Here is a 16,835-nt window from a genome sequence, read left to right as displayed (position 1 = left end):
CTAGATTCATGGGAGAGACGCTGACCAAACCAAAGACGGTCATTCAGAAGGAGCATTACTTTTCATTATCGTTTGTGTTATCGCGGGTACTCAATTCAGGCGTCATTATGAGTATAGAAAGGAATGATCAAGAGCTTAAAGGACTGGAGAAAAGCATAGCCAAGCTGACTCAGACCCGTTATGTTTCCTTATTCAATACGTATACTGGCGCGCTGCACGGCGCGCTATGGGGCCAGGATATCGTTCATGGCTCGGTGGCTCGGCTGGGCCAACCGAGCGAGCAAGAAAGGAATTTCCTGCAGTGGCTCGGCATTACCCTTGTGCAAGACTCGCAAGTTCCGATCGCCTATGCAACTGTTCATGTGAGCTGGGACAATCTAGACCAGTTGGAGCCAGCAATCAAGCAAGCGCGTGCTTCGGCCTCCGTACTGGTGCTGGACTTTACGGCGCTAGGCTTCGGACCAGTCGCAGCAATCGCCGCTTCCGACGAGCTGGTATGGAAGAAGGCGGAACGGCTCAAAATATTCGGCGCCTTCGATCTGCAAACGATGTGGACCCAAGAAGAGAGCGAGCCTGAGCTGCAGCCGGCGGTTCAGTTCAATTACCGGCTTAGTCCACTCGTAGCCGCATGCGTGAAGCTGACGCTGCTAAGGAGGAACAACGCCTCATGAAGACCGATTTCATACGTAAGCCGCTGGCTCTGCCGAAGGAAGAGTGGGTAAGCGATCCGCTCGCCTTTCTTGGCGGGCCGTCTATTATACCGGAGGATGTCCGGAAGACGAATTTCCCGATCATTGCGAAGGAAGACCTGATCCAAATGTTCATATCGATTCAGCAGGACGGCGAGCAAGTCGTCGAGGAATTTCAGGAGGCTTATCGGAAGTACGTCGGCGCCAACTATGCCATAGCGACAGCCAGCGGTACGTCCAGTCTGCATCTTGCGCTCGTGGGCGTTGGCGTGCAGCCCGGCGACGAAGTCATCGTCCCGGCCTTTACGTTCATTGCTACTGCGCAGGCGGTCGTCGCAGCCAAAGCGATACCGATATTCGTCGATATCGATCCCGTTACGTATTGCCTTGATCCAACGAAGGTCGAGCGCGCCATTACGAGCAAGACGAAAGCAATTATGCCCGTGCATGTACACGGCTTGCCGGCAGACCTGCATGCGCTGCGCACCATAGCCGATCGTTATTCGCTCCGGCTCCTCGAGGATGCCTCACATGCGCATTCGGCATCCATTAACGGTCAGATCGCAGGGTCTATCGGAGACGGAGCCGGCCAAAGTCTGATGGCGGATAAAAACTTCCCCGTTGGTGGAGAAGGCGGCATTGCCTTTTTCCGAGAAAGGGCTGATTATGATCGGGCGTTAAGCTTCCTCCGCTCGTCGGGTATCGATTACCGGATGTCGTGGATTGCCGCTGCTTTTGGTCTTAGCCAGTTGGATCGGCTCCCCTATTATGACGCCATACGTGCGCGCAACGCCGCGTATTTGACAAAGGAGCTGGAAGGAACAAAGCTATTCAGCGGCCCCTTCGTCCCCGAAGGCTACAATCACAGCTACAATATGTATCGAGTGAAGCTGTCTCCTGAGCGGCTCGGGCTGGATGATCTGGAGGATTATCGGGTGAAGGATGCGGTACAGCAGCTCATTAATCAGGAGGGCGTATACGCTAGAGAGTGGCAGAACGTACCGATTCCGGGACATCTGCCGTTCAAGAACCGCAAGGGCTTCGGCAACGGCTATCCATTCTCGTTATCGGACCGCCAGGATTTCGGATACGAGCTTCACCATTTCCCCGAGACGCTGAAGATGCTGCGCAACACGCTTACGATTTGCCGCGAGCTGCGTACGCCGATTGAATTTGAACGAATTCAGGCCTATGCGCTTGCTTTCAAAAAAATCGACGCCAATCCGGAGGCCATCAGGGAACTGGCCACGCGAAGCAGCGATTTGACCGTGCTTTATGAAAGGGACGCGCGGCTGGGATGACGGATACCACTACTAGCAAAAAACGGGTAGCCATCCTCGGCGGCAGCGGTTTTACTGGCGCTGAGCTGTATCGGCTGCTCGGCAGACATCCCGAATTCGAAGTCGCCTTCGTCTCATCGGAGTCGAAGGCAGGCTTCCCCGTGGACAAATATTTTATCGGCTCCATTCACAAGAAGAAGCCGAGTTCCCTGAAATTCAGTAAGGCAGCCGATCTGGACGGGCATTACGACGCTATCTTCTCCTGCCTGCCCACGGGACAATTGCCGAAGATCGCTCAGCGCGTAGCGCAGCATACCGATTACATTTTCAATGTCAGCGGCGATTACCGGTTGTCCGATTCCGATCTGCTGCAAAAGTATTACCCGGAGACGCTTCAGCATGGGTTGGACGGAAGCGCTCATTACTTTATTCCCGAATTCAGCGAAGTTGACCGTTCCGCTAAGATCGTCAATCTGCCGGGGTGCATGGCGATAGCGACCATCTACACCCTGTATCCGCTCGTTGCCGCAGGGCTGATCGAGCAGCGCGTCATTACCGACGCCAAGACCGGCTCCAGCGGCGGCGGGAAGTCAACGACAGAGCATCACGCGGAGCGTTCCCAAAACTTTCGTGTACACAAACTGCACGGCCACCGGCATCGCCCGGAGATCGAGCATGCGCTGTCCCTTCATCTACAGCAGACTGTTGACTTGCAGTTTTCCGTCTTTAGCCTGGATTTGCCGCGAGGCATTATGGCAACGTCTTACTCTTATCTGAAGGAGGAAGTATCGGCAGCCGATGTGAAAAAAGCGTTTTTCAGCGCGTACGCCAGCAAGCCATTCCTGCATTATTTCAGCTCCGGCAACGGTACGCCTATGATCAAAACCGTCGTCGGCACGAACATCGCCGAGGTTGGCGCTTACGTCGATGGACGCAGCTGCGTCTCGATCGCTACGATCGACAATTTGCTGAAGGGCGCAGCAGGGCAAGCCGTGCAAGCGGCTAATCTGTACTTCGGATTTCCTGAAGAGACAGGGCTTCGGTTCGACGGAGAAGGAGCGTGGCCTTAATGGGAAAAGAAAGCCTGTACGTTATTAAGCTCGGCAGCAGTACAATTGTAAACCATCCAGACATTTTTGCTGAAATCCATGAAATCGTGAAGCGGGGCAACCGGCTGCTGCTAGTCGCTGGAGGCGCGGAAGCTATTCGGCAGAAATATGCGGCTATTGGCCGTCCGATGCCTTTCTTGACGCTGCCGTCTGGCGATGAAGCCAGATATTGCTCGCCGGAGGAAATGCCTTATATCCGTGAAGCCTATCATGAAAACATCTTGTCGGTCATTCGGGACCAGCTAGCGGCGTTAGGGCTGACCGTCTATGCCCAGCTCGGCGGGGAGCAAGGACTTGTTCGCGGGCGAAAAGCGAAGCCGATCAAGGCCATTCGCGACGGACGAACCCTTATTGTCCGCGACTCTTTGTTCGGCACATTCACCGATAGTTTGAAGCCGTTCCTGTTGTCTTCACTTGAGGCCTTCGATGTGGTCGTGCTGACACCGCCGATCTGGGACCCGGAGCTGTCCTCTTATATTAATATCGACGCGGATGTGCTCGCTGCCCATCTAGCCAATGAGCTGGACGCCCACCATTTGCGCTTCGTCACCGGCACGCCCGGCTTGCTGCGTAATATGGAAGATCCGCGTTCTACCATCCGGCATATCTATGCTGACGATGAGGTCGATGCGGCTCAAGGCCGGATGAAGCAGAAAGTACGCGCCGCACGAATTGCTGTAGTAGGCGGTGTCAGTGATGTGAGCATAGCGGGCCCACATACGCTGGAAGGCGGCCGCACCTGGTTTTGGCCGTTCAACCGCGATGCAGCGGAACGTAATTTGCTTCATTGGACGATAGCTATTCCATCCGTCTCACGCGATGAGCATGAGCTTGCCCGTTTTCTGCTGACTGAAGTAACGCAACGAGGCGTGTCCGGCGAGATTGATGGCGCGGGAAATATCGTTTTTCGGAAAGGCCTTGGTCCGAATACCTTGCTCCTGCTGGGACATATCGATACGGTGCCGCATGTATGGCCGGTGCATGCCGATGCGATAGGCGTCAGCGGAAGGGGAGTCGTAGATGCAAAGGGCAGCTTCGTCAACTTCCTGCACATGCTGGAGGATGTAGAAGTGCCGGAGCATGGCTCCCTGCTTGTCATTGGAGCAGTGGAGGAGGAGATTTCTTCCTCCAAGGGGGCTTTCTTCATTCGGGACCATTATACAGCTGACGCGGTTATTATCGGGGAGCCGAGCGGGGAAGACAGCTTGACGCTGGGCTATTACGGTCTGTTCAAGCTGCTCATTACCATACGCAGAGCGCAAGAGCATACCGCAGCCAAGGACAGCATCAGCGTCATCGACGAGCTGTATGGCGCAGTATCCGAAATACGCCAGCGAGTCCGGGAGATCGATCCTGAAGGTTTATCCTCGCTGATTGATATCGAGCATCGCCAGGAGCAAGGCTACTCTACCGTTGCCGGAACACTGAACTTTCGCATCTCTCCGGCGGCGGGAAAAAGCTACAGGGATCGCATAGACCTAAACTTGGATGAAGGAATCACTGTAGAGGTGCTGCGCGCGACGCCGGGCTTTGCCAATCCGCGCTCGGATACGCTCGTGAAGTCATTCGTCCGTGGCTTCGCCAAGCATGGCAAGTCGATTCGCTATCTTAAGAAGCGTGGTACAAGCGATATGAACACGCTCGCGACCACCTGGGAGCATGTTCCGATGGTTGCTTATGGTCCTGGCGATTCCAGTCTGGACCATACGAATGAGGAATACTTGCATCATGCAGAGGCACAGGGCGCGCGATCCATTTTGAGAGAAGCCGTGAGCGAATGGTTCCGGCTGCGAACGGAGGTACGGAATGGAGCAAGCGATATCGGTTCGAAGCAAGGAAGCTATTCCTGAGCTGCTGAGAAAAGCAAAGGAAGCCAGAGAGCTAATTATCGATATGGCAGCGACACCGACTGGCTGCCATATCGGCGGAAGTCTGTCGGTCATCGATCTGCTGATCGGAGCTTTTGCGAAGAGAGGCCATGATCCCGAGTCACTTGTCCTGTTAAGCAAGGGTCATGCGGCGGCAGCGCTATATGCCGCGCTATATGTGAACGGAACCATCACGGATAATCCGGCAGCTGGATATGGTCGAGCAGGCTCGCTGTTCACGGGGCATCCCAATCACAAGCTGCCCGGCATCCCGTTCGCCACGGGAAGCCTTGGACACGGGATATCCTATGGAGCGGGATGGGCGATCGCCCAGAAGCTGAAGGGCACGGACGGCATCAGCATCGTCATCGGCGGAGACGGGGAGCTGCAGGAGGGACTGTGCTGGGAGACGGCGCAAATCGTGCAAGCTCAGTCGCTCGCCAATTTCATCTATGTCGTGGATTGCAATGGCGGACAAAATGACGGGTATGTGCAGGATATCTCGCCTATCCGCAACTTGAAGGAGCGCTTCGAAGCGTTCGGCTTTACCGTCAGAGAGATTGACGGCCATGACTTCGAAGACATATGGACGGCGCTGGAGCCAGATCCCATCCGTCCGGTCGCGGTTCTGGCCCAGACTGTTAAAGGAAAAGGCGTGCCCGCCATTGAGGGCAATCCGGAAGCGCATTATGTGAAAATACCGGAGAAGCTGGCCCGAAGATGGAAGGTGAGCCTGCCATGACGCTATCAGGCCGTGACGCCTACAAGGACGAACTTTCAAAGCTCGCTTATGGGGATGAGAGAATCCTATGCATGGAAGCCGATCTTGGCGGAAAAAATCACCCGTTCCAGAAGCAGCATCCTGAACGCTTCTATAATGTTGGCATCGCAGAATTGGCCGGCATCGATATTGCTGCCGGCTTGGCGGAGGCAGGGTATGTGCCGTTTTTCTCGACCTTCGCCGCCTTTGCCGCGCTGCGGGCTTCCGAAAGCATCAAGCTGGCGATGGGCTATATGGGCAAAAACATGAAGGTTGTCGCCGCTTACGGCGGCGTATCGGGCGGTTGGTTCGGTACGACCCATCATGCGCTGGAGGATATCGCCGTCATCCAATCCTTCCAAAATATCCGAATCGCTTGTCCCCATGGGGAGGAAGAAACAAGACGGGTCATTAGAGAAGCGGCCGCATCGCCGGAGCCTTACTATATCCGGCTATCCCGCAACGATGCGTTCGACAGTCTCTACCGACCGGCCGAAGCAAGCTGTCGTGAGCTTCTGCTGCAAAGTAGAGCAGATGAAGGAGGTACACGCTCGCGGTTATGTCTTATTTCGGTGGGAGAGCAAGCAACGGAGCTTTGCAAAACTATCGTGGAGGAGAATCCATCGATTGCGCACGCCCATCTCTGCTATGTCGATATTGACAGCTTGAAGTCATACCGTACGATGCTGACCTCCATAGCCGACCGTTTCCTCGTCGTAGAGGAGCATCGCGCTACAGGTGGCACTGCTTCCTACTTGGCGCTGCTTCTCCCGCAGCATGAAATCCATTCGCATTCTTGCGGCGAGCAGTGGCCGATCTATGGCGGCAGTCATTCAGAGGTATTAGATGATTTGGGCTTTGGCCTTGAGCCGCTGCGAGAGCAAATCAGCCAATTGGAAGAAGCAGGTGTAGCGCATGATCTTTAGCGTATTGAAGCCGAGGAACTTTCGGCATTACTTCATTGCAGATATTGTGTCGGGTTTCGGAGTGGGTATGAGCACGATTGGTGCCAACTGGTATCTGATGGATGCGACCGGGTCACTGACTTCCGTCGGCCTTATGCTGTCGCTTAACGTCATTGCGGGCTTCCTGATATCCTCCTTCGCCGGTACGCTGATTGACAAGTGGAATCGTAAGTCGATTATTCAGTGGGCTAATATCGTCCGCGCCGCTGCTTTGCTGCTGATTGCTGCCGCTTTTTTCACCACAGGTTTCCGCATTGAATATTTGTATGCTTTCGCTGCCATTAACGGGATGGGTTGGGCGCTCTATATGTCCGCTTCGCGAAGTCTCGTCCAGGAAATCCTGCCGGATAAGGATCTGATCCATGGCAACTCGCTGATCGAGATCAGCTTGCAGGTTGGCATGTTTATGGCGGGTGCTCTTTCGGGCATTTTGTACAAATATATCGGGTTTGAGGTCATCTTGCTCTTGAATGCCGCCGCTTTTATCGTGAGCAGCGGCTTCCTGAGCCGAATCCGCTATACCCCTATTCAAGCGGAGCAGGAGGGCGAGCGTTTCCTCGAGGCGTTCAAAAACGGCATCCGTTATCTGGCTGACAGGAAGTTTATCTTCCTGCTCGGCATCGTATCGGTCATCCCGCTGGTCTCGACAATGGTGTTCAACGTCGTGCTGCCGGGTTATGTCAGCCAGGTCGTTCGAGGCGATTCTGTCGTATTCGGGTTATCGGATATGTTCTACGGGATCGGGGGACTCTTGTCGGGATTCCTCGCAGCTCCGCTCGCGAAGAAACTATCTTCGCATGGCGCCATAGTGCTATTCTTCCTTGTTGCTGTGCTGAATCTGATTGCTGTAGCGGTGAACAGCACGATCCTGCTGCTGTACGCTGGCAGCGTCTTGATCGGACTGACGAACTCATCGCTTCGGATCTTGATAACAACAACGCTGATGGAGACTGTATCGAAGTCATATATGGGCCGAGCCACTTCGGTATGGATGGCGATCTCACTGCTGTTCCAGACGGTATCGGCGACTGGCCTTGGCGTTATTATCGACCGCTATTCGCCAGGCATCGGCTTCCTGTGCATGAGCGGCATGATGTTTTTCGGCTTTGTCATCTACTACGTTCTGAACAGCAGATCCACGCAAAAGAAACCGGTGGAAGCAGAAGCGAATTTGAGCTAAAGCGGGGGGAAGCGGCTTGTCCAGTATAGTTTATGTCTGTGTAAGCCGCTTCTTTCTGGCTTGAGAAGTAATTTCTTATGGATACAGATGCTGTGAATTCTGAGTTTATGCATTCGATGTAGGTCTGCAATGCAAAGCTTAGTCTATGCTTTCGATACAGGTTTTTTTCAGAAATTGTAGCTCATGCTTACGAAGTTGGTTTGCTCCGCAAACCTTTTAGGAGGATATAACATGTCAATAAAAACAGTAGCTTTTGTGGAACCCAGCTTTTATGGGGTCAGCTTCGCCAGAGTTGCTTATGAGCAGGGGCATAACGTCATTTCTATCGTCTCGTCAACGGAAAATCCGCAGAAATACGGTTACGAGGGCATCTACCATGACCTAATCGTAACCGACATCAGGGACGAAGAAGCGCTTTATCAAGCGATTCAAGCTTCGCCCTATGCTGGTAAACTGGATGCGCTCATCCCGGCGACCGACTATGCCTCTCACTTGACGGCTAGAGTGGCCGAGCGGCTGGGCTTGCGGGGCATTCCCTACGAGGCAGCGCTTAAAGCGCGCAATAAGGATCTGGCTCGCCAAGCCTATGCAGAACATGGCGTACCAGGTGCTAAATTCAAAAAGGTGAAAACCTATGAAGAAGCGCTAGCCGCTTCCGAGGAGATTGGCTTTCCCGTTGTACTGAAGCCCACTAATGCGGCAAGCAGCCAAAACGTCTATTTCATTCATAGTGAGACGGATTTGAAAGCCGCGTTCGACATCATTGTAGAGTTCAAAGTGACATATATGGACTTTAAGGTGCGTGACGAATATTTGATCGAAGAATATTTGGAAGGACCTGAATTCAGCGTAGAGTTATTTCTGAGTGAAGGAGTGCCATTGTTCCAAACGGTCACGGAGAAGCTTACCTCGCCGCTGCCTTATTTCGTAGAGCTTGTGCACACGCTTCCGACGCCCTCATATACAGAGCAAGAGGAAGACTTGATTCGCGCAGCCGTCGACGCGCTTCATGCGATCGGCATCGTGAACGGACCTAGCCATGTCGAAGTGAAGCTCACTCCGAGCGGCCCTCGTATCATCGAGGTAAATGGGAGACCGGGCGGCGACAATATTTCATCAGACTTGCTCGTCCAAGCGTTCGGAATCGACATCTTCGAAGCGACGGTCAACTACTACCTGAACCGTCCAATCGAAATCGGGAAGAAGCATGAACGAGCAGCAGCGATTGCATACGTAACAGCTGATCAAGAGGGCTTGTTCGAAAGCATTGATGGATTCGCTGCGCTTCAAGCACATCCTCAAGTCGTTCGCACACATCTCATTGCACAGCCCGGCGATGCTGTAGCCGTTGCCAAGAGCTCTGACGATCGACTTGGTTACTTCATTACTACAGCCGAGACGCCACAGGAAGCGAAGCAGCTTGCCTTGCAGCTGTTGAGCAATTTGCAGGTGGTGTACCGGCAACAGGAAGCAGGCATCGCATAGTTAATGTCATTAATGAATCACTTTGAATACACGTTCTCCTTAGGAAAGGGTGGCTTGCAATGGGAATCGCGGTAATCTACGGGAGCTCGCGCCGCAACGGCAATTCAGAGCAATTGGCCAAGCGCTTGGTTGACGGCTTCGACGCCGATCATATCTATTTGTCCGAATATGCTATCCATCCGATTCAAGACTATCGGCACAGCGAGAAGGAGCCCTATCCCGATGACGACTATCATCACGTGATTGGCCGGGTGCTGGATCAAGACAAACTTATATTTGCTACGCCAATCTACTGGTATGGGCCATCGGGACTGACCAAGACATTTATTGACCGATGGTCCCAATCGCTTAGGGAAAATAAAACAGATTTCCTAGCCCGATTAGCTGCCAAATCCGCTTGGGTGATCGGGGTTGGCGATGATGTGCCGCATTTGAAAGGGATTCCGCTTGTACAGCAATTCCAGTATATTTTCGAATATACGGGCACATCGTTTGAAGGCTATATTTTAGGAAAAGCCAATCGTCCGGGCGACATTTTGCAGGATAACGCCGCGCTGGCAGCCGTCGAGGAAATTCGCAAGAGCTGGCAAGAGCAGCTATAAGGAAATCGAATTTTGAACTAGGGATTGAATCATTGGATTAAATCCCTAGTTCACTTTTCTCTTTCAGCCTTCCCCTGCGGGTAGGCTGTTTTGTTGTGCGAATGGGGGAGAACAGGGCAACTCTTGAGGGTCATAGTTAGACAAAGTCGTCGCTCATGGGAAGGCACCTCCTTGCTCGGTGGTTTTTATGCCAAGTATTAAAGAGGTTCAAAACAGAAATCAGTGCTTGACGATATAAGCCAAGGCTGATGTCTTCCAAATACGGAAGGACTAGCCTCTAACAGTCACCACTGACCTTTAGAGGTTGATTTTTACAAATTTCCGATTCTAATGGTCATCCGCGACCACTAGAAGGCTTTTTCCTCTCAATCGTCCCTTTTTCAACCTGTAAGGGACATCCGCGACCGTTACCATCTCATTTCGCTGCATTTTCGCTTCTTACGGACAACGGTGACCATCAGGGCACCTGTTGCCCTCTGACAACCGCTATAAAGCTGCATTTTCTTAGCATTTAAGCACCATCGATTGTTAGCTTGGCTGTCAAGCGCTGATTAGTAATTAATGGATCAATCTAACCCTTTTCCACTGATTACCAAGATGGTTATTCTCAATTAAGTCAACATAATATATATTATGTTTAACAACAGTTATATGGGTTGTTCTACCATAATTGCATCAAGCATACATCAGATACTTAGCCATGTTAATTATTATAAATTAACTGCATTAATTATTTGTGAATCATATTCATTTCGAACGCCCTTTCCTCGATAAAGTAGAAGAGGCCTCTTGAATAGAAGCGTCAAAACGCAAACGACTTGAACATATTTCAGGTCGGGCGGAAAAGGAGATGGTGAGCGACAATAAAGGCATTTTACCAATACATTGAAAGCGGTCAATTGCCGTACATCTGATGGATAAAGAAAGGAGGATCATAAGGAATGAAAGCGCTATCACAAGCAGCTTCGGAATCGTTACCACTTAGAATATATGCCTATTAAGTTAATCGAATATCAAGCTAATAACGGGAAGGGCGTGTTGGCGGATGTATAAAGCCGTTCTTGTAGATGATGAAACGTACGATCTGATCGGTATGCAGCAACTGGTGCCGTGGCCATCGCTGGGCATCGAAATCGTATTTAGCACAAACAAATCAATGGCTGCACTGCGCTATATCCAAAATCATAAGATTGATCTGCTAGTAACCGATATTAAAATGCCACTCATGTCGGGAATTGAACTGGCCCGGCTCTCCATAGCATTGCAGCCTGAGCTCAAAACGCTGTTTATAAGCGGACATCAAGACTTCGATTTTGCGAAGCAAGCCCTGCATCTGAGAGCGGACGGCTACCTGTTGAAGCCCGTAGATGAACAAGAAATTGCGGACAAGGTCCGTATCATCCTGGCTGAGCTGGACGAAGCAAAACAACCTTCGCAACTATTGCCTAACTACGGAATTATACGACAGGACATGCTTCGCCGCCTGCTGGAAGGGAGTATGACCGACGATACTCTGCATCAACTGCTGGATACCTATATGCCGGTTGTACATACCGGGCCCTATCATGCCGTTCTGATCGAGATTGACCATGTGGAAGCGAACTTGCAAAACCACCAAACGATAGATTGGGTATTGCTGCAATTCAGCAATCAATTAGCCCGGATGGCGTTTGGCTTTGGCTGTCGGCTATCAATCACTCGAGCTGCGTTGGTCTATGCGGGAACTCCGCATTCTTTGGAGCCGGATATCGAGCATATTCGCCACTCTATACAAAGCAAGAAATCCTATACGTTGACTGCGTCTTATGGCAGCGGTGTCTTGCAAATAAGCGAATTGCCGCGTTCTTATCAGGAAGCGACTGAAGCGATAGACAGTAAAATGTTTGCGGGCAAAAACCGTCTTATTCCGCCTGGGCATATCAAGTTTGTAACTGCTCATGACATATCAGATGTTAAGATACTAACCGAGCAATTGCTCGATGCCGTTACAGGTTATCGTCTGGTTACGGTGTGCGATACGATTGAGGAGTTGTACAACCAGGAAAGCGTTCATGGTGATCCCCTCCGAATTCGGCGCTTTACGATGCTGTTAATGACGAAGCTGGAGGACTACGTTCAAGAAAACGGGGAGTCCGTGAACAAAAGCGGAGACTGGAACCATGTGGGAATGGCTGCGATTGAACGATTCGAAACCATTGGCGAAATTAAGTCTTGGCTCAGACGAACGGCATTCGAGCTGTCCGAGACGATGCAACAGAAGTCAGACAACTACCAATGGGCATTGCTCCCCGATATTGAGCGTTATGTGCAGACCCGATTAACGAGTGACGTGTCGCTGAAGGAAGTGGCGGATGCCTTTTCCTATTCCCAAAGCCATTTCAGCTATTTGTTCAAGGAGCATGCCGGGGTGAGCTTCAGCGATTATATCGTCAGGGAACGAATGAAGCGCGCTAAGGAGCTTCTGCTATCGCCTGGACTTAAAATTTATGAGGTAGCGGAGCTAGTCGGGTATAACAGCCTGACGTATTTCAGCAGAGCGTTCAAAACCTATTCGGGCATGTCGCCGGGCGCTTACCGGAAGAGAATTTAAGCGTACTGGACAAGTATTTGACAAACGAAGACCAGATTATTGTTACAATTTCCGTTGATTCGTGCAGTTCAACCAAAGTCTCTATCCTTTTACACTCATAGTGAGGGGGGTTAGCGCCTTGCTCAATACCAATGAGGAGGTACATGATGGAGACGATCAAGAGAAAGAAACCTTCCGGGATACGGAAGGGGCTGCTTACTATGCTTGCCGCGGCGCTTATGACGCCGCTCATCAGCTTCGCTTCACCGGCTCCGGTGCATGCGGCGGATTCCTATCTGCTGTCGCAAAACCGGACCGCCTACGCGTCGTCAAGCGAAAGCGGCATGACGCCCAATCAAGCGGTTGACGGAAATACGGGAACACGGTGGTCGAGCGCATGGGGCTCGGATGAGGAATGGATTTATGTAGATTTGGGCGCACAGGCAACCATTGAGCGAGTCAGGATTCAGTGGGAGGGCGCATATGCGAGCGCATACAAGATTCAGACTTCCAATGACGAAATGAATTGGGCAGACATTCATACCGTCGCGAACGGCGATGGCGGCATCGATGATCTGGCGATTGCAGGTCAAGGTCGATTCGTTCGTATCCTGGGACTGGAGAGAGCGCTCAGCGCATACGGCTACTCCATCATCGAGCTTGAAGTATATGGAACTGGCGGCATTAACGAACCGCCTCTGCAATATGGACCAAATGTAGCATTAAGCCGGCCAGTTGTGGCTTCTTCTTACGAGCAATCTCCCTACTTGCCGCCAAATTCCACTCTTCCAGCACATGCGGTAGACGGCAATCCTGCGACACGGTGGAGCTCCAATCATACGAATAATGAGTGGATCTATGTCGATCTGGGCAGCAAACGTACAATCGGACGCATTGTGCTTCAATGGGAAGCAGCCGGACGTGCCTATGATCTGGAAGTTTCGGATGATGCGCAGAGCTGGTCTCCAATCTACAGGGAGCTGTACGGAGCCGGCGGCAAGCAGGATATTCAGCTCTATGCTTCCGGGCAATATGTACGCATGAAGGGCATCAGCCGAGCAACCAGCTTCGGATACTCGCTCTTCGAATTTGCGGTATACGATTATGTGGCGGGCCATCCGCAGCCTTTGCATCCGATTCCAGCTTTGCCGCAGCGCAGTATTGTGCAGGCTAGAGAAGGCAGTTACCTGACGAATGATATCGGCATGCCTCAGCCTAATTATCCAAGATACAAAACATCAAACGTCAAGTCGCCGATCGCCTCCAATGACTGGTGGCAATCGATGCTTATTAAGCCGCTTGGCGACCCGATTATTACATTGCCGTTGAAGTCCCATTTTACGCCGCAAGGTCTTAGCATTCTGAATCCGGGTACTGGGTGGATAGACAGTGCGGGCAACGCAGTGAACGCAGACGGTCCGCCGGATTTGTATCTGATGGCGAACAATATCAATACTTCCAAAATGTCGAACCGCGTAACAGGCTATAGCGATTTCGCCGTAGATGCTGTATTGAGCGACGACACTACCGATAAGATGAAAGTAACCTTCGTAAAAGGATCGCCGTATGTGTTCAGTCGGTTCAGCGACGCTAATTCGGTGGAGCTGTATTCATCGAATATTACGCAAATTACGGACGGCAGCGGCACACCGATTCTCGCAATAGACGGAGCGACGTTCACAGGCGACCGGATCGGCATACGGATTGTCAATACGGACGGCAGTCCGCAAGGCACGATCCAGACGAGATATTACGGCATGTTCGTACCGCCGGGCACCGTGTTCCAAAAAGCGGGCACCAAGCTGAAGCTTCAACTAGGAAGCGGCGGCGATTATGTATCTCTAGCTTCGCTGCCATCCGCTTCTGCACTTGATTACTACTACCAGCATGCTTATGCGTTCGTAACCGACACAGGAGTAACCTACAGCTACAATTCGGCGGACTCTACGGTTACTACGAATTTTCAGGCAGAGACGCAGCTCGTACGCAGCGGCTTCTCGAATCAGACGCTGCTGGCACTGTATCCGCATCAGTGGAAAATCACGACTTCAGCGCTCACTTCCCATTCGTATCCCTCCATTCGGGGGACGTTGAAAGTACGTGAGGGCAATACCTTTACAACCGTGGATCGCTTCTACGGCATGATTCCGCAGTTCACGGAGCCTACCAATCCGGAATACTCGCGCGCTCAAATGGTAGAGTATCTTCAGATTCTGGACGCGGAAACATCCGGCAATCTGATGGCGGCTGACGCCTACTGGCAGGGCAAACGGCTTCATCCTCTAGCGATGGGAGTACTTGCTGCCAATGAGATGGGCGAGATTACGCTGCGGGATAAATTCTTGAGCCGGATGAAATTGATCCTACTCGATTGGTATACGTATACCGACGGCGAGCCGGACTATTTCTTCTACTATGATCCGCATTGGGGCACGATGTACTATAAGACGAGTGAATTCGGAGCCAACTACGGCATCACAGACCACCACTTTACGTATGGCTATTTTGTATTCGCATCAGCTGTTCTGGCTACCTTCGATGACGGTTTCCGTCAGGATTATGAGCCTATGATCGACCATCTCATCCGTGACTATGCGAATCCGTCGGACAGCGACCCGCTTTATCCGCGCTTTCGCGCCTTCGATCCGTATCAAGGCCATTCATGGGCAGGCGGATATGCAGATAATCCGAACGGAAACAATCAGGAGGCGGCCGGAGAATCGCTGTTCGGCTGGGTCGGTCAATTTATGTGGAGCTTGCTGCAAGGCGATACGGCGAATCGCGACGCCTCCATCTACGGCTTCACTACTGAGCTGAAAGCGATCGAGCAATATTGGTTCAACTATGACGGTGACAACTGGCTGCCGGAATGGACGCATAAGTCGGTAGGCCAGGTGTACGGCACCTCGTACTTCTACGGCACATTCTTCAGCGGTGAAGATGAGCATATCTACGGCATCCACTGGCTGCCGACCAGCGAATATTTGACGAGCTATGCTTTTAACAAAACAAAAGCTGCCGAGCTATACGCTGGCTTCGTAGCCGACAATGGTGGTCCGGAGACGGATTGGCAGCACATTATTTGGCCGATCCAAGCGCTAAGCGATCCGCAGGCTGTACTGGCCAAGTGGCAGACGACGAGTATGCAGCGCAATGAGATCTTCAATACGTACTGGTTCGTCAACAGCATGGCATCTCTTGGCGAGAGAACAACGGATGTCTGGGCAACCGGCTGGAGCGGAGCTTCCGTGTACAAGAAAAACGGACAATACACAGCGCAAGTTTGGAACCCGACATCCAGTACGGTAACGGTAACTTTCAAAAACAGCTCAGGGACAACAGGTATCGCGATTGTCGGACCCAAATCGCTTGTATCCGTCAACCCGCTGCAAAATACGAATGTCGCAGACGACTGGGTCGAGTGGGACGGCGGAGACGGTTCGGGCGGGGAAAATCCAGGAGGCGAGCAGCCTGGAGTCAATCTGGCGCTGAATCGTCCGACGACTGTATCTTCGTTTGAGGGTCCTTTCGCAGGCGGCAATGCAGTTGACGGAGATCCCGGAACACGCTGGGCATCCCAATACAGCGCGAGTCCGGAGTGGATTGCAGTGGATCTCGGCAGCGAAAAAGCGATCAGTTCCATCAAACTAACCTGGGAAGCAGCATTTGCCAAGTCCTACAAGATCCAATTCTCAAACGACGGATCAGCATGGAACGATGTCTATAGCACTACGACAGGGGATGGAGGCGTCGACGAAATCGCAGTAAGCGGCAGCACACGTCACGTGCGCGTCTATGCGACGGAGCGAGCAATCCCATTTGGCTATTCCATCTATGAGCTGGAGATTTACGGAGGGGGAAATCAACCATCGGGCTCCTTGCTGTCGCAAGGCAAAGCCGCATCGGCTTCCTCTATCGAAGTTCCATTTGCCGCTAGCCTGGCTTTTGACGGGGACAATGCTACACGCTGGGCATCCCAGCTCGGAAATGACCAAGAGTGGATCAGCGTAGACTTAGGACAAGCACGTACGCTGACTCGTATCGAATTGAATTGGGAGACGGCTTACGGCAAGTCTTATAAGCTTCAAATATCGAATGACGGTTCAACCTGGACCGATCTGTATAGCACCGTAACTGGAGCAGGAGGTTCAGAATCGATTCCCGTGAGCGGGAACGGGCGTTATGTACGGTTAAGCGCCACGGAACGCGGAACGCCATTCGGTTACTCGCTGTACAACTTCGGGGTATATGGTTATTAAAAAAAGATAAGTTACGCTTCAGACGACTGCATCGAATATCGGTGTGGTCGTTTGTTGAGTTTAGTTAAT

The 16,835-nt window shown here is 52.0% G+C and carries 11 protein-coding genes; all 11 read left to right on the top strand.

All coding sequences use genetic code 11. The features are described 5' to 3' along the window. The first annotated feature begins 8 nt into the window (after positions 1–8). The 11 genes from DX130_RS08100 to DX130_RS08050 all read left to right on the top strand — a co-directional run bounded on the left by DX130_RS08100 (position 9) and on the right by DX130_RS08050 (position 16,766). Positions 9–671 carry a degT/DnrJ/EryC1/StrS aminotransferase gene (locus DX130_RS08100; RefSeq protein WP_116044240.1) on the top strand — a complete coding sequence of 221 codons (663 nt, stop codon included), beginning with the start codon at positions 9–11 and terminating at the stop codon, positions 669–671. Then, complete coding sequence (locus DX130_RS08095; protein WP_116044238.1) at positions 668–1,990, top strand: DegT/DnrJ/EryC1/StrS aminotransferase family protein; 1,323 nt, start codon at positions 668–670, stop codon at positions 1,988–1,990. Before DX130_RS08100 ends, DX130_RS08095 begins: the two co-directional genes overlap by 4 nt. Continuing rightward, on the top strand, positions 1,987–3,039 hold the full coding sequence (gene argC / locus DX130_RS08090) for an N-acetyl-gamma-glutamyl-phosphate reductase (RefSeq protein WP_116044236.1): 1,053 nt from the start codon (positions 1,987–1,989) through the stop codon (positions 3,037–3,039). Before DX130_RS08095 ends, argC begins: the two co-directional genes overlap by 4 nt. Beyond that, positions 3,039–4,928: a M20/M25/M40 family metallo-hydrolase gene (locus DX130_RS08085; protein ID WP_116044235.1), complete on the top strand. Its 1,890-nt coding sequence runs from the start codon at positions 3,039–3,041 to the stop codon at positions 4,926–4,928. The genes argC and DX130_RS08085 overlap by 1 nt, the downstream gene beginning before the upstream one ends. Next, complete coding sequence (locus tag DX130_RS08080; RefSeq protein WP_116044233.1) at positions 4,885–5,688, top strand: 1-deoxy-D-xylulose-5-phosphate synthase N-terminal domain-containing protein; 804 nt, start codon at positions 4,885–4,887, stop codon at positions 5,686–5,688. Before DX130_RS08085 ends, DX130_RS08080 begins: the two co-directional genes overlap by 44 nt. Next, a complete protein-coding gene (locus DX130_RS08075; RefSeq protein ID WP_116044232.1) occupies positions 5,685–6,632 on the top strand; it encodes a transketolase family protein in 948 nt (315 codons plus the stop codon). The genes DX130_RS08080 and DX130_RS08075 overlap by 4 nt, the downstream gene beginning before the upstream one ends. Next, positions 6,622–7,851 (top strand): MFS transporter, encoded by a 1,230-nt coding sequence (locus DX130_RS08070; RefSeq protein WP_116044230.1) that lies wholly within the window; start codon positions 6,622–6,624, stop codon positions 7,849–7,851. Before DX130_RS08075 ends, DX130_RS08070 begins: the two co-directional genes overlap by 11 nt. Before the next feature lie 231 nt (positions 7,852–8,082). Next, positions 8,083–9,336 carry an ATP-grasp domain-containing protein gene (locus DX130_RS08065; protein ID WP_116044228.1) on the top strand — a complete coding sequence of 418 codons (1,254 nt, stop codon included), beginning with the start codon at positions 8,083–8,085 and terminating at the stop codon, positions 9,334–9,336. A 59-nt stretch (positions 9,337–9,395) separates the two neighbouring features. Then, the gene (locus tag DX130_RS08060) at positions 9,396–9,938 is read left to right on the top strand and encodes a flavodoxin family protein (protein ID WP_116044226.1); all 543 of its coding nucleotides are present in this window, start codon (positions 9,396–9,398) and stop codon (positions 9,936–9,938) included. A 1,045-nt stretch (positions 9,939–10,983) separates the two neighbouring features. Beyond that, entirely contained in the window at positions 10,984–12,528 is a 1,545-nt protein-coding gene (locus DX130_RS08055) for a helix-turn-helix domain-containing protein (protein WP_116044224.1), read from the top strand. A 143-nt stretch (positions 12,529–12,671) separates the two neighbouring features. Next, positions 12,672–16,766, top strand: a complete 4,095-nt coding sequence (locus DX130_RS08050; protein WP_240644354.1) for a discoidin domain-containing protein — start codon at positions 12,672–12,674, stop codon at positions 16,764–16,766. Positions 16,767–16,835: the final 69 nt, after the last annotated feature.

Source organism: Paenibacillus paeoniae, assembly GCF_003388735.1.
Classification (GTDB): domain Bacteria; phylum Bacillota; class Bacilli; order Paenibacillales; family Paenibacillaceae; genus Pristimantibacillus; species Pristimantibacillus paeoniae.
This window is presented reverse-complemented; position numbering and strand designations above follow the sequence as displayed.